Origin of the sequence: Pseudoxanthomonas taiwanensis (assembly GCF_010093135.1) — a bacterium.
Classification (GTDB): Bacteria; Pseudomonadota; Gammaproteobacteria; order Xanthomonadales; family Xanthomonadaceae; genus Pseudoxanthomonas; species Pseudoxanthomonas taiwanensis.
In genome coordinates this window covers 24819-45216 of sequence record NZ_PDWK01000013.1, presented here as the reverse complement: position 1 = coordinate 45216, position 20398 = coordinate 24819, and the positions used below count along the sequence as shown (strand labels likewise).

16 protein-coding genes, 1 pseudogene and 1 riboswitch are annotated in these 20398 nt (G+C 73.4%); of the genes and pseudogenes, 9 read left to right on the top strand and 8 right to left on the bottom strand.

All coding sequences use genetic code 11. The features are described 5' to 3' along the window. Positions 1-89: 89 nt before the first annotated feature. The 6 genes from CR938_RS04135 (at position 90) to CR938_RS04110 (ending at position 9582) form a co-directional block, all read left to right on the top strand. Positions 90-1580 (top strand): Wadjet anti-phage system protein JetA family protein, encoded by a 1491-nt coding sequence (locus tag CR938_RS04135; RefSeq protein WP_162123802.1) that lies wholly within the window; start codon positions 90-92, stop codon positions 1578-1580. Further along, on the top strand, positions 1577-2227 hold the full coding sequence (locus CR938_RS04130) for a DUF4194 domain-containing protein (RefSeq protein WP_162123801.1): 651 nt from the start codon (positions 1577-1579) through the stop codon (positions 2225-2227). Before CR938_RS04135 ends, CR938_RS04130 begins: the two co-directional genes overlap by 4 nt. After that, on the top strand, positions 2214-5633 hold the full coding sequence (locus CR938_RS04125; protein WP_162123800.1) for an SbcC/MukB-like Walker B domain-containing protein: 3420 nt from the start codon (positions 2214-2216) through the stop codon (positions 5631-5633). Before CR938_RS04130 ends, CR938_RS04125 begins: the two co-directional genes overlap by 14 nt. A 104-nt stretch (positions 5634-5737) precedes the next feature. After that, a complete protein-coding gene (locus tag CR938_RS04120; RefSeq protein ID WP_162123799.1) occupies positions 5738-6235 on the top strand; it encodes a hypothetical protein in 498 nt (165 codons plus the stop codon). A gap of 86 nt (positions 6236-6321) precedes the next feature. Further along, a complete protein-coding gene (locus tag CR938_RS04115) occupies positions 6322-7422 on the top strand; it encodes a PLP-dependent cysteine synthase family protein (RefSeq protein WP_162123798.1) in 1101 nt (366 codons plus the stop codon). A 132-nt stretch (positions 7423-7554) separates the two neighbouring features. Further along, complete coding sequence (locus tag CR938_RS04110; RefSeq protein WP_162123797.1) at positions 7555-9582, top strand: M3 family metallopeptidase; 2028 nt, start codon at positions 7555-7557, stop codon at positions 9580-9582. A gap of 109 nt (positions 9583-9691) precedes the next feature. Here the strand turns inward: CR938_RS04110 and fabB are convergent, their stop codons facing one another. Both fabB and fabA read right to left on the bottom strand, forming a co-directional pair. Continuing rightward, positions 9692-10903 (bottom strand): beta-ketoacyl-ACP synthase I, encoded by a 1212-nt coding sequence (fabB, locus tag CR938_RS04105; protein WP_162123796.1) that lies wholly within the window; start codon positions 10901-10903, stop codon positions 9692-9694. Positions 10904-10905: 2 nt separating this feature from the next. Further along, positions 10906-11421, bottom strand: a complete 516-nt coding sequence (gene fabA / locus CR938_RS04100; RefSeq protein WP_162123795.1) for a 3-hydroxyacyl-[acyl-carrier-protein] dehydratase FabA — start codon at positions 11419-11421, stop codon at positions 10906-10908. A gap of 164 nt (positions 11422-11585) precedes the next feature. On the opposite strand from fabA, the gene dinB reads away from it, so the two are divergent. Together dinB and gph are read left to right on the top strand one after the other, a co-directional pair. Further along, positions 11586-12671, top strand: coding sequence for a DNA polymerase IV (gene dinB, locus CR938_RS04095; protein WP_281350214.1), 1086 nt, complete (start codon positions 11586-11588; stop codon positions 12669-12671). A gap of 48 nt (positions 12672-12719) precedes the next feature. Then, positions 12720-13367 (top strand): phosphoglycolate phosphatase, encoded by a 648-nt coding sequence (gene gph / locus CR938_RS04090; protein WP_246190963.1) that lies wholly within the window; start codon positions 12720-12722, stop codon positions 13365-13367. 39 nt (positions 13368-13406) lie between these two features. Here gph and CR938_RS04085 read toward each other — a convergent pair whose 3' ends face one another. From CR938_RS04085 to CR938_RS04075, 3 genes and pseudogenes are all read right to left on the bottom strand, one after another. After that, entirely contained in the window at positions 13407-15260 is a 1854-nt protein-coding gene (locus CR938_RS04085; protein WP_162123792.1) for a TonB-dependent receptor domain-containing protein, read from the bottom strand. A gap of 121 nt (positions 15261-15381) precedes the next feature. After that, positions 15382-15599: riboswitch (cobalamin riboswitch) on the bottom strand. 36 nt (positions 15600-15635) lie between these two features. Beyond that, positions 15636-15992: pseudogene (locus CR938_RS04080) on the bottom strand (TfoX/Sxy family protein); the annotation flags it as partial. Beyond that, the gene (locus CR938_RS04075) at positions 15989-16474 is read right to left on the bottom strand and encodes a GAF domain-containing protein (protein ID WP_162123791.1); all 486 of its coding nucleotides are present in this window, start codon (positions 16472-16474) and stop codon (positions 15989-15991) included. The gene CR938_RS04075 and the pseudogene CR938_RS04080, both read right to left, overlap by 4 nt. Positions 16475-16561: 87 nt before the next feature. Here CR938_RS04075 and bioD point away from each other — a divergent pair, with 87 nt between their 5' ends. After that, positions 16562-17245, top strand: a complete 684-nt coding sequence (bioD, locus tag CR938_RS04070) for a dethiobiotin synthase (protein ID WP_162123790.1) — start codon at positions 16562-16564, stop codon at positions 17243-17245. A 101-nt stretch (positions 17246-17346) separates the two neighbouring features. Here bioD and CR938_RS04065 read toward each other — a convergent pair whose 3' ends face one another. The 3 genes from CR938_RS04065 to CR938_RS04055 form a co-directional block, all read right to left on the bottom strand. Next, positions 17347-17733 (bottom strand): phasin family protein, encoded by a 387-nt coding sequence (locus tag CR938_RS04065; protein ID WP_162123789.1) that lies wholly within the window; start codon positions 17731-17733, stop codon positions 17347-17349. Positions 17734-18066: 333 nt separating this feature from the next. Beyond that, complete coding sequence (gene queD, locus CR938_RS04060; protein ID WP_162123788.1) at positions 18067-18420, bottom strand: 6-carboxytetrahydropterin synthase QueD; 354 nt, start codon at positions 18418-18420, stop codon at positions 18067-18069. A 47-nt stretch (positions 18421-18467) separates the two neighbouring features. Continuing rightward, a complete protein-coding gene (locus CR938_RS04055; RefSeq protein ID WP_162123787.1) occupies positions 18468-20333 on the bottom strand; it encodes a beta-propeller domain-containing protein in 1866 nt (621 codons plus the stop codon). Positions 20334-20398 lie beyond the last annotated feature (65 nt).

Sequence of the window (20398 nt, the reverse complement as noted above, 5' to 3'; positions counted from 1 at the left end):
ACCGGTCAACCGCCGCCGCCTGCGCGGGCATGGCGCCGATCTGGGAAAATGGCGGCCGATCCGGGCCTGGCGCCCGGCAGGATTCCCGCTTGAGCAGTACCGCGTTCCCGTCCCTGTTCGCGCACGTGCCGGCCGGCGCCTTCGGGCCGCTGGCCTCGCCCAGCCGCGAGCGCTACTGGCGGCTGCTGGGCCGCCTGTTCGACGAGTACTTCGGCCCGGACGCGCCGCTGCCGCCCAGCCACGGTTTCCCGCGCCGGGAGATCGTCGGCGCGCTGGAGCGCTACCTGCTGGCCGAGGAGGCCTGGGAGGACGAGGACGGCGCGCCGCTGCAGGAGGGCCTGGCCGCGCGCGCGGTGGCCGTGTACGAGCGCCTGCGCCAGGCCGGCTGGCTGCGCCAGGACAGGCTGGGCGCGCGTGAGATGGTGCTGATGCCGCCGGTGATGGCGCAGCTGCTGGCCACCCTGGTGGAGTTCGCCGAGCGCGGCCCGACCTTCGTCTCGGCCAAGATCCGCTCCATCGAACTGCAGCTGCAGCAGGTGGCAGAGGGGCGCGCCGGCGCCGAGGCGCTGGACGAGGCGGCCGAGCAGGCGCGCCGGCTGCTGGCCTCGCTGGCCTCGATGAGCCTGCAGGTGCGCGACCTGATGCCCGAGCTGGTGCGCGCGGAGACCACCGCGCAGTTCGCCCGGCAGTGGTTCGAGCGCTACGTGGCGCAGTTCTTCATCCGCGACTACGCCGACCTGCACCGCGCCGACCACCCGCTGGCACGGCGCGCGCAGATCCTGCTGCTGGTGCAGCAGATCGAGACCGGCCCGCTGCGCCAGGCCATGCTCGACTGGTACCGCACCCACCTCACCGACGGCGACGGGACGCGCGCCCAGCAGCGCCTGCAGCGCAGCCTGATGCGCCTGCGCGAGCTGGAGCGCATCGACGAATACCTGGCCCGCCTGGACGAGGACGTGCGCCAGGCCAACCGCCGCGCGCTGGCCTTCCTCGACTACCGCCTGCGCGCACCCGACCGCCTGGACGTGCTGCTGCGGCGCGCCGCGCGCGGCGCCCTGGCCGCGCCGGAGGGGGCGCTGCGCCTGCCGGTCGGCCCCGGGCCGCTGATGGACGAATCGCAGCTGCGCCCGCCGCGGCTCCGGCCGCAGCCGATCCCGCGCAGTGCCAACAGCCCGGCCCGGCCCAGCCCCGAGCAGAACGCGCGGCTGAGCCTGCTGCGGCGGATGAAGCGCGTGCGCCTGGTCACCGCCGAGGACATGGCCGCCTACGTCGGCCGCCAGCTGCCACCGGGCGGCAGCGTGGACTCCACGCGCCTGGAGATCGCCACCATCCAGGACCTGCGCGCCTACCAGACCCTGCTGACCCTGGCCCTGCGCGGCAACCGCCCCGGCGGCCTGCGCCGCGACGACCCGCTGCACCGCCTGCTGCGCGGCTTCCGCGTCGAACTGGTCGACGGCGGCGAGCGCGGCGACAACGGCTGGCTGCGCGCCCCGCGCTTCGTCGTCCGCCACGTCGCCGGCCGCCAGGCCGCCACCACCGCCGCGCGCCCCGCCGCGCCGGCCGAGTCCGATCCCGCATGAAACGTACCTGGAACACCCTCAGCCAGCAGTCCAACGGCCTGTACACCGTGGCCGACTTCGAGCGCGCCGCCTACCGCCTGGTGACCGAGCAGGTGCTCTATGCCAGCGACCCGCGCTCGCGCAGCGCCTACCACCTGGTGGAGGCCTACCTGGAGGATTTCGCCGCCGCCCTCGAGCCGCTGGGCATCCGCCTGGAACGCAACGCCCGCCACCGCTACGTGGTCGCCCTGCCCAGGCACGGCGAGGGCACGCCGGTGCGCCTGGACGAGACCCTGCTGCTGCTGGTCCTGCGCCAGCGCTACGACGAGGGCATGAAGCAGGGCCTGGTCGAGGACTCGGGCGAGGTGGTGGTGGAACTGCCGGACCTGCAGGAGGCCTGGCCGGCGTTGACCGGCCGGCCGATGCCGGAAATCGGCGCGCTGCGCGCGCTGGCCGCCACCGCCCGCCGCTGGGGCGTGTGCCGGCTGGTGGAGGGCGAACCGGACGAGCTGCAGCCGTTCCACCTGGTGGTGCGTCCGGCGATCGTGGACATCGTCGGCGAGCAGTGGCTGCACCGCCTGGACCAGCACAACCTGGGCACGGACGGGACGGACGAGGATGCCGACGCCGACACCCTGGACACGGAGGACGACCATGCAGCTGCTTGAGCGCATGCACCTGGTGCAGTACTTCCTGTTCGAGGCCAAGACCCTCGAGCTGGACCGCACCAGCGCCATCATCGCGCCCAACGGCGCCGGCAAGAGCGCGCTGCTGGACGCCCTGCAGCTGGTGCTGCTGGGTGGCGACCGCCGCCACATCCACTTCAACGCCCAGGCCGGCGGCAAGGCGCGCGCACGCAGCATCCGCGACTACTGCCTGGGCGTGTACCGCAGCGGCGAGGACGGCCGCAAGCGGCGCACCGCCACCACCTACATCACCCTGGTGTTCCGCGACGAGGAAACCGGCACGCCGCTGAGCGCCGGCATCGCCCTGGGCGCCTCGGCCGACGAGCCGGACCACCGCCAGCATGGCCTGTACCTGCTGCCGGGCGTGGCCCTGGAGCTGGACGAGCACCTGGAGCGGGTGGACGGCCGCGAGCTGCCGCTGGAATGGAGCCGCTTCCGCGAGCGCGCGGCCAGGCGCTGCCGCCAGGCCAGCACCGCACCGGAGTTCCACGCCAGCGGCGAGCGCTTCGTCAAGGACCTGCTGCACCGCCTGCGCGCCAGTCCCGGCGCCGGCGTGGACTTCAACGCCTACCGCAAGGCGTTCCAGAACGCGCTGAACCTTCAGCGCGTGGAGGACGTGGACCTGTTCGTGCGCACCCTGGTGGCCGAGGACCGGCCCACCGACGTGGCCCGCTTCCGCGCCCTGCTGGACAGCTTCCGCCAGATCAAGGAGCGTATCGAACAGCTGGAGCGCCGCATCGCCGAGGCCGAGGCGGTGGACGCGCAGTACGCGAAGGTCGCCGCACAGGCCGTGCGCGCGGCCTCCTACCGTGCGCTGGCCGCCGAGTACACCCGCGACCTGCTCGGCGAGCAGGTCGAGCAGGCCGGCGCCGACGTGGAGGCCGGGCGCGAGCAGCTGGCCGCCGCCGGCCGCGCGCTGGAGCAGGCCCGCGCCGAGCGGCGCAGCCTGCAGGAGGAGTACGAGCGGGTGCGCGAGCAGCTGCAGGGCAGCGCCGGCTACGGCGAGCAGGCCTCGTTCCGCGAACTGGCCGCGCGCGACCAGGAGCAGCTGCAGCGCCTGCAGGCCGAACTGCTGCGCCGCTTGGAGCAGCTTCGCGGGCCGCTTGAGGAAGTGGCCGCGCTGCGCCTGCCGGGCGTGGACGGGGCCGTTCTGGCGCAGGCGCTGGAGCCGCTGCGGGCGCTGCAGGAGGAGGTGGCCACGGCCGGGCATGGCGAAGGCCCGGCCCCGGATGCCTTCCATGCCCGGCTCAGGCAGGCGCTGGCCGCGGCCGCGCCGGTGCAGGCCGCGATCGCGGCCTGGGCGCGGCAGCCGCACGAGGCCTGGCAGCGGGCGCGCGCGCGCCGCGACGCCGCGCGCGGCAACCGCCAGCGCCTGGACGCCGGCCAGGTCAGCCTGCGCGACGAGGTCATGCGCCTGCTCAACCACCTGCGCGAGGCCGGCATCGAGGCCCGCCCGGTGTGCGACCTGGTGCGTGTCACCGACAAGAGCTGGCAGCCGGCGATCGAGGCCTACCTGCGCAGCCACGTCGAGGCGCTGCTGGTGCCGGCCGGGCAGGAGGAGGATGCAGTGCGCGTGTACCGCTCCCTGCAGGGCGCGCGCGCGGTGTACGGAGTCAAGCTGGCCCTGCCCAGCCAGGCGCGCAGCCACCGCCTGGAGCACCCGGCGCCGGACAGCGTCGCCGCCCTGATCGAGGGTGACAATGCCGACGCGGTGGCCTACCTGCGCCGCCAGCTGGGCGACCTGCGCTGCGTGGAGACCGAGGCCGAGGTGGTGCGCGCCCGCCAGGGCCTGACCCGTGACGGCCTGGTGGCCAAGGGGGGTGGCATCGAGCGCCGGCGCCTGCCTTCCAGCGGCGAGTTGAAGATCGGCGTGGCCCAGGACGGCGAGCGCCTGCGCCTGCTGCGCGCCGAGCTGGACGAGGCCGAGCGCGAGCTGCGCCGCTGCGAGCCGGAGGCGCGCCGCGCCGAGGCGCTGCGCCAGAAGCTGGCGCGCCTGGAGGGCGAGGACGCCGCGCGCGGCCTGCACGAGCTGCTGCTGGAATACCGCCAGGTGCTGGCGCGCTGGCGCGCGCTGGAGCGCAGCCATGCCGAGGCCATGGACCCGGACCTGCTGCGCCTGGGCGAGCGCGCCGGCGAACTGCGCCGCAGGATCCAGGAGGCCGAGGCGGCCATCGAGTCGCTGGTGCGCGCCGAGGCGCTGGCCCAGGGCGAGCTGGAACGGCGCGAGGGCCTGCTGCGCGCGCTGCAGGCGCAGGAGGAGGTCGTCGCGCGCAACGCGGTGGAGGCCTTCCGCGACCCGCACGTGGATCCCAACCGGGTCGAGCAGCTGCGCGAGGAGCTGGAAGCCAAGGGCACCAGTCTGGAGGAGGCGCGCAACCTGTGCGAGCGCCGCGCCCAGGACAACGACCGCCAGCTGGCGGCGCTGCTGCCGGAGGCCTGGAGCCAGCTGCAGCGCTACGCCGGCAGCCACGGCCTGGACCTGGAGCTGGCCGCCGACCAGTGGAAGGCGGCGCGCGCGCTGATGCAGCAGGAGCTGGTGCAGCTGCGCGAGTCGGAGCTGGTCAACTACCGCGCCGAGGCCGAGCGCGCCTACGAGACGGCGGTGGAGACCTTCCGCTCCAACGTGGCCAATACCCTGCACGACAACTTCGTGCGGCTGAAGGCGCAGATCGACTCGCTCAACCGCACCCTGCGCAACAGCCCGGCCTTCTCCAACAACGAGCGCTACCGCTTCCACTACGAGGTGGTGCCCGAGTACCGCGAGCTGTACCAGTTCATCCGGAAGGTGGCCGACGTGGGGGCCGAGGACACCCTGTTCGGCTCGGCCGGACAGGTGCCGGAGGCCTTCCGCCAGCTGATCGAGGACAGCGCCAGCGCGAAGCTGGCCGCCTCCCCGCTGGACGACTACCGCCGCTTCTTCCACTTCGGCGTGGAGATCCGCCAGGACGACCGGGTGATCGGCACCCTGAGCGAGCGCATGCGCTCCGGCTCGGGTGGCGAGCACCGCGCACCGCTGTACGTGATCGCCGGTGCCGCGCTGGCCGCCGCCTACGGCAAGAACGAGGCCAACCCGGGCGGCATGGGCGTGATCCTGCTGGACGAGTTCGGCGACAAGATCGACGCGCAGAACGCCCGCGCCACCACCAACTACCTGCGTTCGCTGGGGCTGCAGCTGGTGCTGGCCGCGCCGGACACCGCGCTGGGCACGCTCTCGGGGGTGCTGGACAGCTACATCGAGCTGTTCCGCGATGGCGACCTGCTCCAGGCCGAGCGCATCGAGGTCAGGGAGGCCGCGCGCGAGCTGCTGCTGTCGGACCAGTTCGACCTGCACCCGGAACTGCTGGCCGAGGAACTGGAGCGGCTGGCGCGCGAGACCGGCGTGACCTGAACGCCTTAACGGGGCTGGCACTCGCCGCCGGCGGCTGCCAACACCCGGCCCGCGGGCCGTACTAGGCTCGTGGGCAGGTGGTGGCAAGTCGCAGGAGAAGTTCCATGTCCGCCAACTTCAGCCAGGGGGCGCCGGCCGCTTTGTGGCAGGCGCTGGTGCACGAGGCGGCCGGCCGCGCCGGCCATCCGCTGGACGAAACGCGCGAGAGCTACCTCGTGTTCGTGCTGCTGCGTTTCCAGAACGACGGTGCGCTGCTGGCCCGGACCCAGGCCCTGGACTGGCTGCACGCGCTGGGCCAGGCGGGGCAGGTGCGCGCCGACGCGCTGCGCGACGTCGGCGACCGCTGCCTGCTGATCGCCGGCCTGTTCCCCGGCCTGGCGGCGCGGCGCCGGGTCAGCGTGGACTATTTCGTGGAACTGGGCCGCGGCGCGTACCGTGAGGTGGCCGAGGCCGGGCGCAGCGCCTACGCGGCGCTGTTCGGCCAGCTGGCCGAGGGCTACCGCGAGCTGGTGGAGGTGCTGCGCGGCCTGTGCGGCGATCCGCGCAGCGCCGGGCTGGAGCGGCTGGCCGCGGCGGTGCCGGCCCACGCCACGCGCCACTGAACGGCGCGACAGCACGGCGTGACGGCGGTCCGGCCCGCGGCGGCCGGCCCCGGTAGAATCCGGGGTTTTCCACTTGCCGCACCGCCATGTCGCAACGCCAGTGGGTGGCCGCCGCCATCCGCAAGATCGAGGCCGACTTCAACCGGTCGGCCGACACGCATCTCATTCCCATGCCGCTGCCCGGCTATCCGGGCATCGACGTGTACCTGAAGGACGAGTCCAGCCATCCGACGGGCAGCCTCAAGCACCGCCTGGCGCGTTCGCTGTTCCTGTACGCCCTGGCCAACGGCTGGCTGAGCGAAGGGCGGCCGGTGATCGAGGCCTCCAGCGGCTCGACCGCGGTGTCCGAGGCCTACTTCGCCCGCCTGCTGGGCCTGCCCTTCATCGCCGTGATCCCCGCCGGCACCTCGCCGGAGAAGATCGCCGCCATCGAGTTCCACGGCGGCCGCTGCCACCTGGTGGACGATCCGTGCACGATCAACGAGGTCTCCGCGCAGCTGGCGCGGCAGACCGGCGGCCACTTCATGGACCAGTTCACCTACGCCGAACGGGCCACCGACTGGCGGGCCAACAACAACATCGCCGAGTCCATCTTCAAGCAGATGGCGCAGGAGCCGCACCCGGTGCCGGCCTGGATCGTGTGCGGCCCGGGCACCGGCGGCACCAGCGCCACCTTGGGCCGCTACGTGCGCTACCGCCAGCACGACACTGGCGTGCTGTGCGCCGACCCGGAGCACTCGGTGTTCTTCGACTTCTACCGCGGCGCCCGCGCCGGCCAGCCCGACCCGGGCCTGACCCTGGCGTGCGGCTCGCGCATCGAAGGCATTGGCCGGCCGCGGGTGGAGGCCAGCTTCGTGCCCAGCTGCGTGGACGCGATGGTCAAGGTGCCTGACGCGCTGAGCCTGGCGGCCATGCGCCACGTCAGCCGGGTACTGGGCCGGCGCGTGGGGGGATCCACCGGCACCAACTTCGTCGGCGTGCTGCTGGCGGCGCAGGCCATGCGCCGCGCCGGCCGCAGCGGCTCGATCGTGGCCATCCTGTGCGACAGCGGCGAGCGCTACGCGCACAGCTACTACGACCCGGACTGGTACGCGCGCCAGGGCATCGACATCGCTGCGGCCGACCGTGCCATCACCGCGGCGGTGGCCGGAGAACCGCTGGACCTGCCCGTGTGCGGCGACCTGTAGGCCGCCGCTCCGCTGGACCCCGCCTGCGCGTGGCCGTGCGGCCGCACCGCGCGGCTTGATTTCCCGGCGCCGGGCGCGCATCTGCATGGAATGCGCGGCCCGGCACCGCTCCCACCGTTCCGAGGACGTCCCATGGACAATCCGCTGCTCGACTTCTCCGGCCTGCCTCCCTTCGACCGCATCCGGCCCGAACACGTCGGCCCGGCGCTGGACGTGCTCCTGGCCCGGGCCGAAGTGGCGGTGAAGCAGGCCGAGGCGGTCAGTCCGGTGACCTGGGACAGCTTCGTGCGCCCGCTGGAGGACGCCACCGAGCGGCTGTGGCGGGCCTGGGGCCAGGTCTCGCACCTGCAGGCGGTGGTCAACACCCCGGAGCTGCGCGAGGCCTACAACGCCAACCTGCCACGGGTGACCCGCTTCGCCAGCGCGCTGGCGCAGAACCAGGCGCTCTACGCCCAGTACCGCGCCCTGGCCGCCTCGCCCGAGTACGCCGGCTACGACGCGACGCGGCGCAAGGTGGTGGACAACGCCCTGCGCGACTTCCGCCTGGGCGGCGCCGAGCTGGACGAGGCCGCGCGCCAGCGCTTCGCCGCCATCCAGGAGGAGCTGGCCGCGCTGTCGGCCAGGTTCGCGCAGAACGTGCTGGACGCCACCGACGCCTTCGCCCTGTACGTGGAGGACGAGGCGCGCCTGGCCGGCCTGCCGGCCGAGGTGGTGGCCGCCGCCCGCGCCGCCGCGGAGAAGGACGGCAGGCCGGGCTGGAAGCTGACCCTGCAGATGCCCTGCTACCTGGCGGTGCAGACCCATGCCGAGGACCGGGCCCTGCGCGAGGCGCTGTACCGCGGCCACGGCCTGCGCGCCTCCGAGGCCGGCCCGGCCGAGCTGGACAACGGCCCGTTGATCGCCCGCATCCTGGCCCTGCGCGCGGAGCTGGCCGGGCTGCTGGGTTTCGCCAACTACGCCGAGTATTCGCTGGCCACCAAGATGGCGCAGAGCCCGGACGAGGTACTGGCCTTCCTGCGCGACCTGGCGGCCCGCGCGCTGCCGTTCGCCCGCCGTGACCGCGCCGAGCTGGAGGCCTTCGCCCGCGAGCAGCTGGGCCTGGACGAGCTGCAGCCCTGGGACATCGCCTGGGCCAGCGAGAAGCTCAAGCAGGCCCGCTACAGCTATTCCGAGCAGGAAGTGAAGCGCTACTTCACCGAGGAGCGCGTGCTGGCCGGCCTGTTCGGCCTGATCGAGACCCTGTACGGGGTGAAGGTGAAGCCCGACAGCGCCCCGGTCTGGCACGAGGACGTGCGCTTCTACCGCGTCGAGGACGCGCAGGGCCGCCTGCTGGGCCAGTTCTATCTGGACCCGTACGCGCGCGAGGGCAAGCGTGGCGGCGCCTGGATGGACGACTGCCGCAACCGCCGCACCACCCCGGCCGGGGTGCAGACGCCGCTGGTGTACCTGGTGTGCAACTTCGGCAAGGGCGTGGACGGCAAGCCGGCCACCCTGGGCTTCAACGAGGTCACCACCCTGTTCCACGAGATGGGCCATGGCCTGCACCAGCTGCTGACCACGGTCGGCGAGCTGCCGGTGGCCGGCATCAACGGCGTGGAATGGGACGCGGTGGAGCTGCCCAGCCAGTTCATGGAGAACTTCTGCTGGGAGTGGGAGCGCGTGCAGGCCATGACCGCGCACGTGGACACCGGCGCGCCGCTGCCGCGCGAGCTGTTCGAGCGGATGCTCGCGGCGAAGAACTTCCAGAGCGGCATGTTCACCGTGCGCCAGCTGGAGTTCGCCCTGTTCGACATGGAACTGCACAGCCGCTTCGACCCGGCCCGGGACGATTTCATGCAGCTGCTGGAGCGGGTGCGCGACGAGGTGGCGGTCAACCGCGCCCCGGCCTGGCACCGCTTCCCGCACCAGTTCAGCCACATCTTCGCCGGCGGCTACGCGGCCGGTTACTACAGCTACAAGTGGGCCGAAGTGCTCAGCGCCGACGCCTACGCCGCCTTCGAGGAGGCGCCGGACCGGCTGGCCGAGACCGGCGCGCGCTTCCTGCGCGAGATCCTCTCCCGCGGCGGCAGCCGCAGCGCGCTGGAGAACTTCGTCGCCTTCCGCGGCCGCCCGCCGCGCATCGACGCCCTGCTGCGTCACAGCGGCATGGCCGCCGCCTGATCCGGTGCCCCTGCAGAAGCCGCGTTCGCGGCGACCCGGCCGGCGCATCCGGCGCCGGCGTCCGCGCGCGTCGTGCCCTGGGCACGTGGAACGGCCCGGGCGGGTCGCATCAGGGCCGGGCGAACACCAGGGTGGCGTTGGTGCCACCGAAGCCGAAGCTGTTGGACATGACCACGTCCAGCTTCGCGTCGCGGCTTTCGCGCGCGATCGGGAAGCCCTCGGCCTTCGGGTCCAGGGTCTCGATGTTGGCCGAGCCGGCGATGAAGCCGTCGCGCATCATCAGCAGGCAGTAGATGGCCTCGTGCACGCTGGCCGCGCCCAGGGAGTGGCCGGACAGGGCCTTGGTCGAGGAGATCGGCGGCATGTCCTCGCCGAACACCTCGCGCACCGCGTTGAGCTCGACGATGTCGCCCAGCGGGGTGGAGGTGCCGTGGGTGTTGAGGTAGTCCACCCTGCGCCCGCCCAGGTTCTCCAGGGCCATGCGCATGCAGCGCACCGCGCCCTCGCCCGAGGGGGCCACCATGTCGGCGCCGTCCGAGGTCACGCCGTAGCCGACCAGCTCGGCGTAGATGCGCGCGCCGCGCGCCACCGCGTGGTCCCAGTCCTCCAGCACCAGCATGCCGCCGCCGGCGGCGATGACGAAGCCGTCGCGGCCGGCGTCATACGGGCGCGAGGCCTTCTCCGGGGTGTCGTTGTAGGAGGACGAGAGCGCGCCCATGGCGTCGAACATCACGCTCATGGTCCAGTGCAGGTCCTCGCCGCCGCCGGCGAAGACGATGTCCTGGGCGCCGTGGCGGATCAGGTCGGCGGCCGCGCCGATGCAGTGCGCCGAGGTGGCGCAGGCGGCACCGATCGAGTAGCTGACGCCCTTGATCCTGAAGGCGGTGGCCAGGTTGGCCGACACGGTCGAGCACATGGTGCGCGGGACCATGTACGGGCCGACCTTGCGCACGCCCTTCTCGCGCAGCAGGTCGGCCGTCTCCACCTGCCAGTGGCTGGAGCCGCCGCCGGAACCGGCCACCAGGCCGGTGCGCGGGTGGCTGACCTGGGCCTCGTCCAGGCCGGCGTCGGCGATGGCGTCGCGCATGGACACGTAGCTGTAGGCGGCCGCGTTGCTCATGAAGCGCTTCAGCTTGCGGTCGATCAGCGCGTCCAGGTCCAGGTCCACCGGGCCACCGACCTGGCTGCGCAGGCCGCGCTCGGCGGCCTCGGGCAGGTGGCGGATGCCGGAACGGCCCCCGCGCAGGGCGGCCGAGACGGTGTCCAGGTCGTTGCCCAGGCAGGAGGCGATGCCCATGCCGGTAATGGCGACGCGACGCATGCTCAGAAGTCCTCCGTGGAGGTGAACAGGCCCACGCGCAGGTCCTTGGCGGCGTAGATCTCGCGGCCATCCACCAGCATGCGCGCATCGGCCTGGGCCATGACCAGCTTGCGGTTGATCACCCGGCTGATGTCGATCTCGTAGGTCACGAGCTTGGCGGTCGGCAGCACCTGGCCGAAGAACTTCACCTCGCCACAGCCCAGGGCACGGCCGCGGCCGGGCGCGCCCAGCCAGGTCAGGTAGAAGCCGACCAGCTGCCACATCGCATCCAGGCCCAGGCAGCCGGGCATCACCGGATCGCCGATGAAGTGGCACTGGAAGAACCACAGGTCCGGATGGATGTCGAGCTCGGCGCGGATGAAGCCCTTGCCGTACTTGCCGCCCTCCTCGTTGATCTCGACGATGCGGTCGAACATCAGCATCAGGTCGGCGGGCAGGCGGGCGTCGCCGGATTCGAACAGTTCACCGCGGCTGCTGGCGACCAGCTGTTCGCGGGTGAACGAGGAAGCGCGAGTCATGGCTGTCCCGGGAGGAGGTAAATCGCCAAGCGTGCCCGATGCCGCCGGCCGGCGCAAATGCCGTTGGACAGGGTCGCCCGGGCGGGCGCGGGCAGGATGGTGCGGCAGGCGTTAGCCCGCCGTCCACGGGCCGCGCCGGCGGCCGGGAGCGCACAATAGGGCCCGTGACCCAGCCCGAGGCCCCGCCGCGCAAGATCATCCACGTGGACATGGACGCGTTCTACGCGTCGGTGGAACAGCGCGACGACCCGTCCCTGCGTGGCCGCCCGGTGGTGGTGGCCTGGCGCGGGCCCCGTTCGGTGGTGTGCGCGGCCTCCTACGAGGCACGCAAGTTCGGGGTGCGCTCGGCCATGCCGGCCCTGCGCGCCGAGCGGCTGTGCCCGGAGGCGGTGTTCGTGCCGCCGGACTTCACCCGCTACCGTGCCGTGTCCCGCCAGGTGCGCGAGATCCTGCTGCGCCACACCGGCCTGGTGGAGCCGCTGTCCCTGGACGAGGCCTACCTGGACGTGACCGTGCCCAGGTCCGGGTCGTCCACCGCCACCGCCGTGGCCGAGACCATCCGCCGGCAGATCCGCGAGGAGCTGGCCCTGACCGCCTCGGCCGGCGTGGCGCCCAACAAGTTCCTGGCCAAGATCGCCTCGGACTGGCGCAAGCCCGACGGCCTGTTCGTGGTCCGCCCGCACCAGGTCGAGCGCTTCCTCACCCCGCTGCCGGTGGAACGCATCCCCGGCGTGGGCCGGGTGATGCGCGAACGCCTGCAGGCGCTGGGCGTGACCACGGTGGGCGAGCTGCGCGCGCTGCCGCTGGAGGTGCTGCAGGAGCGCTTCGGCAGCTTCGGTGCCACGTTGTACCGGCGCGCCCGCGGCATCGACGAGCGCCCGGTGGAGCCGGACCAGCCGGTGCATTCGGTGTCCTCCGAGGACACCTTCGCCCAGGACCTGCCGCTGGAGGCGCTGGAGCCGGCCATCCGCGAGCTGGCCGCGCGCACCTGGCAGGCGGCCGCGCGCACCGGCCGCGTCGGCCGCACGGTGGTGCTCAAGCTCAAGACCGCGCAGTTCCGCATCCTCACCCGCAGCTTCACCCCGGACGTACCGCCGGCCTCGGCCGCGGAGCTGGTGGAGATCGCCCTGGCCCTGCGGGCGCGCGTGGACCTGCCGGCGCATACCCGCTACCGCCTGGTCGGTGTCGGCCTGTCCGGCTTCCGCGACCGCGAGGAGGTGGCCCTGCAGCGCGACCTGTTCCAGGCCTGAAGCGGCAGCGCCGCTACAATGCGCGTTTCCTGCAAGGCGGAGCGTGGCGTGGCGACGAAGGCGGTGCTGTTCGACCTGGACGGGACGCTGGTGGACAGCGCGGCCGACATCGCCGAGGCGCTCAACCGCACCCTGGAGGCCCTGGGCCATGCCCGGGTCTCCGAAGCCACGGTGCGCGGCTGGATCGGCGAGGGCACGCGTCACCTGCTGGCCACCGCGCTGCGCCATGCCGGCGACGCGCGCGACCCGGACGCGGTGCTGGCGCCGTTCATGGCCCACTACCGGCAGTGCCTGCTGCGCTCGCCGGTGCTGTATCCGGGCGTGGCCGAAGCCCTGGCCCTGCTGCGCGGACGCGGCCTGCCGCTGGCCGTGTGCACCAACAAGCCGGAGGCGATGGTGGCGCCGCTTCTGGAGCACCTGGGCATCGCCGGCTTCTTCGCGGCCATCGTCGGCGGCGACACTCTGCCGCGGCGCAAGCCGGATCCGGCCCCGCTGCTGCACCTGGCCGGCCGCTTCGGCGTGGCGCCGCGGGAGTGCCTGATGGTGGGCGATTCGGCCACCGACCGCGACGCCGCGCAGGCCGCGGGCATGCCGGTGGTGCTGGTGCGCTACGGCTATCCGCGCGGCCTGGACCTGGAACGCGCCGGCGCGCTGGCCGTGCTGGACGACCTGCGCCAGCTGCCGGCCCTGCTCTGAGGGTGCCCGGGCCGCGCGGGGCGGCCCGGGCACTCCGCTTCAGCGTGCCTGCGGCCGCCAGCGCAGCTGCAGGCCGAACTCGCGGCCGGGCTGGTTGTACCAGTCCACGATCTGGTAGCGCTGGTCCAGCAGGTTGGTCACCCGCGCCAGCAGGCTCCAGTCCGCGTCCAGTGCGTACTCGGCGCGCAGGTCGAAGGTCAGGTGCCCGCCCACACGCGCGCTGTTGGCCGCATCGTCCCAGCGCGGGCCGGCGGCCTTGAGCGTGGCACCCCAGGCCAGGCGGCCGTCGCGGCGGTCCAGGTCCAGGCGGCCGCTGTCGCGCGCGCGGCGCGGCAGCAGGTGGCCACGGTAGGGGCCGTCGGAGCGGTTGCGCGGATCGACGTGGCTGTACTGCGCCGACAGGTCCCAGCCGCCCAGCGTGGCGGCCACGGTCAGTTCGCCGCCGCGCAGGCGCGCGCGGTCGATGTTGCCCGGCAGGAAGGTGGCCGCGTCGTAGCTGATCAGGTCGTCGACCCGGTTCTCGTACACATCCAGGCTCCAGCGCCAGTCGCCGTGCTCGCCGGCCAGGCCCAGGTTGAGGTTTTCCGACTCTTCCGGGGCCAGGTCAGGGTTGCCGAAGCCGGGGTAGTAGAGGTCGTTGAAGCTCGGGGCGCGGAAGCCGGTGGCGTAGCGCGCCGACAGCCGCAGGCCGCCGCCCAGGTGCCAGCCCCAGCCGAGGTTGCCGGTGGTGTGGCCGCCGAACTGCGCGTTGTCGTCGTGGCGCAGGCCGGCCTGCAGCTGCTGGGCGCCGAAGCGGCCCTGGTATTCGGCGAACACGCCGGTATTGTCGCGATGGTCTACCTCGTAGGCGGTGGTGCCGTCGATGCGGTCCTCCAGCCAGTCGGCGCCGGCCATCAACGACTGGCCGTCGCCGAGCACGAAGTCGCCCTGCAGCGAAGCCTGGTCGCGGCGCGTGCGCAAGCCGCCGGCATGGCCGCTGGGGCCATAGTCCTGTGCGTCGTCGTAGCTGCGGCCGGCATTGGCCTGCAGCGCCAGGCGCGCGGACGGGGCGTAACGCAGGCGGCCCGAGTACACCCGCTGCTCGGTCTCGGAATAGTCGGCCCAGCTGCCGTCATAGTGGTTGTAGCCGGCCGCGTGCAGCACGCTGCCCTCCAGGGTCCAGGCCTCGGCCAGCCGCGCGCCGCCGCGCACGCTGGCCGAGCGGTTGCGGTAGCCGTCGCGGTCAGGGTCGTCGGCGAAACAGCCCGCGCCCCAGCCGGCGGCGGTGCCGGCGCAGGCATTGATGCCGTCGGTACGCAGGAAGGCCAGGTCCGCGCCGAACCAGCCGCGCTCGCCGCCCAGCCCCAGGCCGGCGCCGGCCTCGCGCAGGCCGTTGCTGCCCGCGCCCAGCATCAGTCGCGGCTGCGGCGCACCACGGTCGCGGCGGGTGAAGATCTGGATCACGCCGCCGATGGCGTCGGCCCCGTACAGGCTCGAGTGCGGGCCGCGCACGATCTCGATGCGCTCGATCTGGGCCACCGGGATGTCCTGGATCGCCGGCTGGCCGGCGGTGGCCGAACCGATGCGCACGCCGTCCACCAGCACCAGCACCTGGTTGGAGCCGGCGCCTCGCAGGAACAGCGAGGTCTGCTTGCCCGGCCCGCCGGTGTTGGCCAGGTCGATGCCGGCGCGGCCGGCCAGCAGTTGCTGCAGGCTGGTGGCCTGACTGCGCTCGATCTCGTCGCGGTCGATCACCTGCGCGGGAGAGAGGCTGTCGCGCAGGGCGATCTCGGTGCGGGTGGCGGTGACCAGCACCTCGTCCAGGCCGGTGGCCGGGTCCTGGGCGGAAGCGGGGAGGGAACGGGAAACCGCCAGCGCTAGGAGGGTGGCGGTGGCGAGCGGTCGGACGATCATCAACGGCTCCAATGCGTACTTGGCGCCGCACCCGGCGCCAGGGAGGGGAGTCACGAGGGAGGACGCATGGACGCGGACAGGCGCACGGCGGCGCCGGCACGCCGCGACGCCCTCCGCATCGCAACCTGTGGACCGCAAGGCCGGTCTCCGGGCTCGCGACCCGGACCGTGCGGTCCTTCCGCGACGCCTTCCCATGCCAGGAGCACAGTGGCCGAGGTCGCGGCGTTGGGGTCGCCTACCGTTGCGGGGGCAGCGCCGGACTGGTCCTCGCGGACGCACCGGCTTCCCGTTTCAACCCGCCGGACACGCCGGCGGGTCACCTTGCAGCGGGGCGATTGTATGCCATCGCCCCCCCGCTGGGGGTAAGTCTTCGGCGTCCGCGTCGTCGCCGGACACGGGCACGCCGCCGTCTTCCCCGCCGCCGGGATAGGGGGTGGTGACCGGCGTGGCCACCGGCGTGCCGCGCGGCGGCGGCAGCGCGGCGCTGGCCGTCTCCAGCTCGTCCAGCAGCTGCCGGCGGCGCGCCTCCGGCACGTCGTGCCAGTGGCAGCGGGCCAGCGCGCCTTCCAGCGCGTACAGCAGGTTGAGGCTGGGCCGGAAGCCGGCGCGGCGCACCCTGAGGAAGGCCTGCACCGGGCCGAGCGCGGCCAGGTCCGCCGCGCCGTGCACGCCGACCTGGCGCAACCACGCGGCGCTCTTGGGGCCGATGTTGCGCAGGCCGGTCAGGCTCATCGCAGCGAGTCCAGGAAGGCGGCGGCGATGGCCTCCAGCCCGCGCTGGTCGTCCTCGTCGAAACGGTCCGGCACCGGACTGTCCAGGTCGAACACGCCGACCAGCGCGTCGCCGTCCACGAGCGGCACCACCAGCTCCGAGCGCGAGGCCGCGTCGCAGGCGATGTGGCCGGGGAAGGCGTGCACGTCGGGCACGCGCTGGGTGGTGCGGGTGCGCGCGGCCGCGCCACACACGCCCCTGTCCAGCGGGATGCGCACGCAGGCCGGCAGGCCCTGGAACGGCCCCACGACCAGTTCCCTGCCGTCGTAGAAATAGAAACCCACCCAGTTGAGGTCGGGCAGGGCGTGGTAGACCAGCGCGGAGAGGTTGGCGGCGTTGGCGATGCGGTCGCGCTCGCCGCCCAGCAGGCCGCGGGCCTGTTCCAGCAGCTGGCGGTACTGTTCCGGCTTGTCGCCGGTGAGGGGGATGGAAGCGAAGGACATGGCGCGATGGTACCCCGTGCCGGCCGGCGGCGGCGCGCCGCGTGTATGATGTGCGCCGCGGACCTCCGCCGCGCGCCGTTTCCCGCCATGCCCTTCAACGGAACCGACCGCCTGTACGTGACCGGTACCGACACTGGTGCCGGCAAGACCCTGGCCAGCTGCGCACTGTTGCACGCGTTGCGCGGACACGGCCTGCGCGCGGTGGGGATGAAGCCGGTCGCCTCCGGCTGCACCCTGGTCGAGGGCTACTGGCGCAACGGCGACGCGCTGGCCCTGCAGGAGGCCAGCGATCCACAACCGCCGTACGCCGACCTCAACCCGTACGCGCTACCGGAGCCGCTGGCGCCGGAGCTGGCCGCGCGCGCGGCCGGCATCGAGGTGGCCCTGCCGCCGCTGCTGGACGCCTTCGCCCGCCTGCGTGCACAGGCCGAGGTGGTGGTGGTCGAGGGCGTGGGCGGCTGGGCCGCGCCGCTGGCCACGGACGTCGAGCAGGCCGACCTGGTGCGCCAGCTGGGCGCACCGGTGGTGCTCGTGGTGGGGATGCGCCTGGGCTGCATCAATCATGCCCGGCTGACCGCGCGGGCCATCGCCGCCGAAGGCTTCCATCTGGCCGGCTGGATCGCCAGCGAGGTCGATCCGCGCATGGCCTGCCGCGACGAGAACCTGGAACTGCTGGCCATGCGCCTGCCGGCACCGTTCCTGGGCCGGCTGCCGTACACGCCAGATCCGGACCCGGCGCAACTGGCGGCCTGCCTGTCGCTGCCGCGCTAGGCGGGCCGGCGCCGGGCAAAAAAAGACCCGGCAGCGGGAGGGAGGGCTGCCGGGTCGTGTCTGCGCGGGGGAGGGGAGCCGCGCAAAGACGTGGAAAGGTCTCAGTGCTTGGCCGACTTGGCCGGCCTGGTCGCGGCCGGCGCCGCCCCGGCGGCGGCCTCGAACTGGCTCTTGGCCAGCTGGCCGAGGGCCTCGCTGGTCTTGAGGGCCAGGCCGATCACTTCCTGGCTGGCGGCGGCCACGCGCTCGACGTTGTCGCGGGCCACCTGCAGGCCCTTCGGCCACAGGGTGCGGTAGGCGTCCAAGTCACGGGCCTCGGCCAGCTCGCCGAGGTAGCTGGTGGTGGCGTCGACGTTCTTCTCCAGGGTGCGCAGCTGCACGTCCAGGAGCGTCTCCGCGTTTTCCAGGGCCAGCTTGTTGACCCGCGAGGCGACCGCGGCGAACTGCTGGGCGTAGACGCTGAACTGCTCGGCGAACTGGTAGGACATGGCGGCCTCCATGAGGGATTGCCTTTTGGTGCGGTGCAGCATACGGCAGCCTTTTGTGCAATGCAACAAGGCTGTTTTCAACCCTTCAGGAACGCAGACAAAACGTCAAGAATCAGCAGGTTGCGTGCCTCCCGGTCCGCCGCCCGGGCGGCGCCGCGTGCGCGGACGACCCGCGGCCGGTACCGGTGCCGGAGCCACGCCGCGACCGGTGGCGACCGTCGCGGCGCCCGGTGTTTTTCTGCGGGAGCCGCGTCCGCGGCGACCCGGCCGGCGCATCCGGCGCCGGCATTCAACGCCACGTCCAGCCAGTGCGGGGCCGCCGGCCCGGCCGGCTCAGCCGCGGTAGCGGCAGCCGGAGGTGCAGGTCTCGTGCACCGCCACCTCGCTCAGCTGCGGCAGGGCCGGCTTGAGCCGCTCCCAGATCCACATGGCCAGGCGCTCGCTGGTCGGATTCTCCAGGCCCTCGACCTCGTTGAGGTAGTGGTGGTCCAGCTGCGCGTACAGCGGGGCGAAGGCGGCCTTGATGTCGGCGAAGTCCATGATCCAGCCGGTATGCGGGTCGGGCTCGCCGGCGACGTGGATCTCCACCCGGAACGAGTGGCCGTGCAGGCGCCCGCACTTGTGCCCTTCGGGCACGTGCGGCAGGCGGTGGGCCGCCTCGATGGTGAAGACCTTGAAGATGTCCATGCCGCCATTGTACGGCGTGGCGGGCCTGGCCCCGCCACGCCGGCGGTTCACCGCGCGCGCGTCGGCGGGGTGAAGTCGAGGCGGCGGCGCTCGTCGATGCGGCCGTCGCGCACGTGGCCCTCGACCAGCTCGTAACCCATCAGCGCGAACACCCGCTCGCCGACGAAGATCGGCCGAGCGTTGCCGTACCAGTCCACGCAGCTGGCCTGGCAGCCGTCGTCCTGATCGCCCGCGGGCCGCGCCTCCAGCTGGCCCAGGCCCTGCAGGCGCAGGGCCGCGTTGCGCAGGAAGGCCACCGCCGCGCCCCGGCCACGCAGGACCGGCAGTCCGACCATGCCCTGGTCGGTACCGGTGGGGCGGTAGAAGAATCCGTGGGTGCGCGATTCGGCCTGGCGTGCGCCGGGGTGCACGTAGACGCCGGCCAGGCTGGCGTCGCGGTCCAGGCGCAGGCTGCTGAACAGCAGGTCGTCGCCGGCGTTGCCCACCAGCACCGCGTCCCTGCCCATCGCCTCGATGCGTTCCACGCCGTGGCGCAGCGGGATCTCCCGCACCGCCGCGGCGGCGTCGGCGTGGCGCAGCGCGTAGGCGCGGCCACCGTCCCCGGACCCGCGTCCCCAGCCGGGGTGGCGCGCAGCCTGGCCGTACACCAGCCAGTCGCCGATGAAGCGGTTGCTGAGCGGTCCGCCGGGCGGCGCGGGCAGGCTGCGGTAGGCCGAGGCGGGTGCGGCGGTGGTGCCGTCGCCGAACAGGTCCAGCGGCACCCGCAGCAGCGCCAGCTCGCCGCGCTGCAGGCGCCCGGCCCACATGCCCTCGCCCGCGCTGTCGGCGCGCAGCAGCACGTTGAGGTGGCCGTCCTCGCCCTGCAGGAAGGACAGCTGGTCCACCGGACCGCCGGTGGTCTTCAGCGCGGTGGGCGTGGCGCCGTCCAGCGGGATGCGGAACACCGCCGAACGGCCGGGCCCCGTGCCGCGGGCGCGGGCGGTGGTCCAGACGAACACCGAGTCCTGGGAGACGTAGAACACCCGGCCCGGCGGCCCCAGCACCGCGGTGGCGGTGCACTCCAGCTCCGGCCGCGCCAGGTCGCAGGTGGTGACGGTGTGCAGGGCCACGCCATCGCCGAACGGGTCCAGCGGATCGTCGGTGCGGAAGATGCGCGTGGCCGGCAGGATGCGGCGGAACTCCCCCGCGTCCTTTGCCTGCCAGCGGCGCAAGGCCGGCAGCCGCTCCTTCATCGGCCGTCCCCACGGCCCGAAGTGCTGCGGGGTGTAGAGCACCAGTGTGTCACCGACCAGGCGGGTGGCGTAGTTGCCGGCCGAGTAGTAGTCGCTGCTGCGCAGGTGGTAGCTGGCGCGCCAGGCTAAGTGGCCGCCGGCGTCGATGTCGAACAGGCCGATTTCGGTGCCGCCGCGGCGGTAGCTGTAGCCGACCACCACCACGGTGTCGCCGGCCACCAGCAGCTCGTCGTACCAGTCGCCGTGGGCCTGCGCACCCGGCGGGAAGGCGTCCACGTGCGCCACCGGTTCCAGGCGGGCTGCGCCGATGCGCACGGTGAACAGGCGGCCACGGCGCAGGACGATCAGGTGGTCGCCGTGGCGGTTGACGATGCCGCCCTCGTCCACACCGGCGGTCTGCACATTGGTGATGGACTCGGCCGCGGCGGCCGGCGCGGGCATGGGGGCGGCGGCCGGTGCCGGGGCGGCCGGCATCGGCAGCGCGGAGAGCCGCCGCCGCGAGCGCTGCTCCTCCTCGGCCTTGGCCTGCCAGTGCCGTAGCAGGCGGTCCAGCTCGGCCTCGTCGGCGAACGCGCGCAGCCCGGCGCGTGGCGCCGGCGTGTCGGCCGCGGCCGCCGGCATGGCCGCGGCGCAGGCCAGCACCAGGCCGAGCGCGGCGATGACGATGGTGCGTGCAGGCATCTCTCCCCCTCCCCCTGAGCAGGCGCGGTGTGCGCCGGTCCACCCTAGCAGACGGGGGGAGACGG

Bases quoted from the DNA above. Each gene is read 5' to 3' on its own strand.
- CR938_RS04055 (WP_162123787.1), bottom strand. From the start codon at position 20,333: ATGCCTGCACGCACCATCGTCATCGCCGCGCTCGGCCTGGTGCTGGCC.
- queD (WP_162123788.1), bottom strand. From the start codon at position 18,420: ATGGACATCTTCAAGGTCTTCACCATCGAGGCGGCCCACCGCCTGCCG.
- CR938_RS04065 (WP_162123789.1), bottom strand. From the start codon at position 17,733: ATGTCCTACCAGTTCGCCGAGCAGTTCAGCGTCTACGCCCAGCAGTTC.
- CR938_RS04115 (WP_162123798.1), top strand. From the start codon at position 6,322: ATGTCGCAACGCCAGTGGGTGGCCGCCGCCATCCGCAAGATCGAGGCC.
- fabA (WP_162123795.1), bottom strand. From the start codon at position 11,421: ATGACTCGCGCTTCCTCGTTCACCCGCGAACAGCTGGTCGCCAGCAGC.
- bioD (WP_162123790.1), top strand. From the start codon at position 16,562: ATGCCCTTCAACGGAACCGACCGCCTGTACGTGACCGGTACCGACACT.
- CR938_RS04130 (WP_162123801.1), top strand. From the start codon at position 1,577: ATGAAACGTACCTGGAACACCCTCAGCCAGCAGTCCAACGGCCTGTAC.
- fabB (WP_162123796.1), bottom strand. From the start codon at position 10,903: ATGCGTCGCGTCGCCATTACCGGCATGGGCATCGCCTCCTGCCTGGGC.
- CR938_RS04085 (WP_162123792.1), bottom strand. From the start codon at position 15,260: ATGATCGTCCGACCGCTCGCCACCGCCACCCTCCTAGCGCTGGCGGTT.
- CR938_RS04125 (WP_162123800.1), top strand. From the start codon at position 2,214: ATGCAGCTGCTTGAGCGCATGCACCTGGTGCAGTACTTCCTGTTCGAG.
- CR938_RS04110 (WP_162123797.1), top strand. From the start codon at position 7,555: ATGGACAATCCGCTGCTCGACTTCTCCGGCCTGCCTCCCTTCGACCGC.
- CR938_RS04075 (WP_162123791.1), bottom strand. From the start codon at position 16,474: ATGTCCTTCGCTTCCATCCCCCTCACCGGCGACAAGCCGGAACAGTAC.
- CR938_RS04120 (WP_162123799.1), top strand. From the start codon at position 5,738: ATGTCCGCCAACTTCAGCCAGGGGGCGCCGGCCGCTTTGTGGCAGGCG.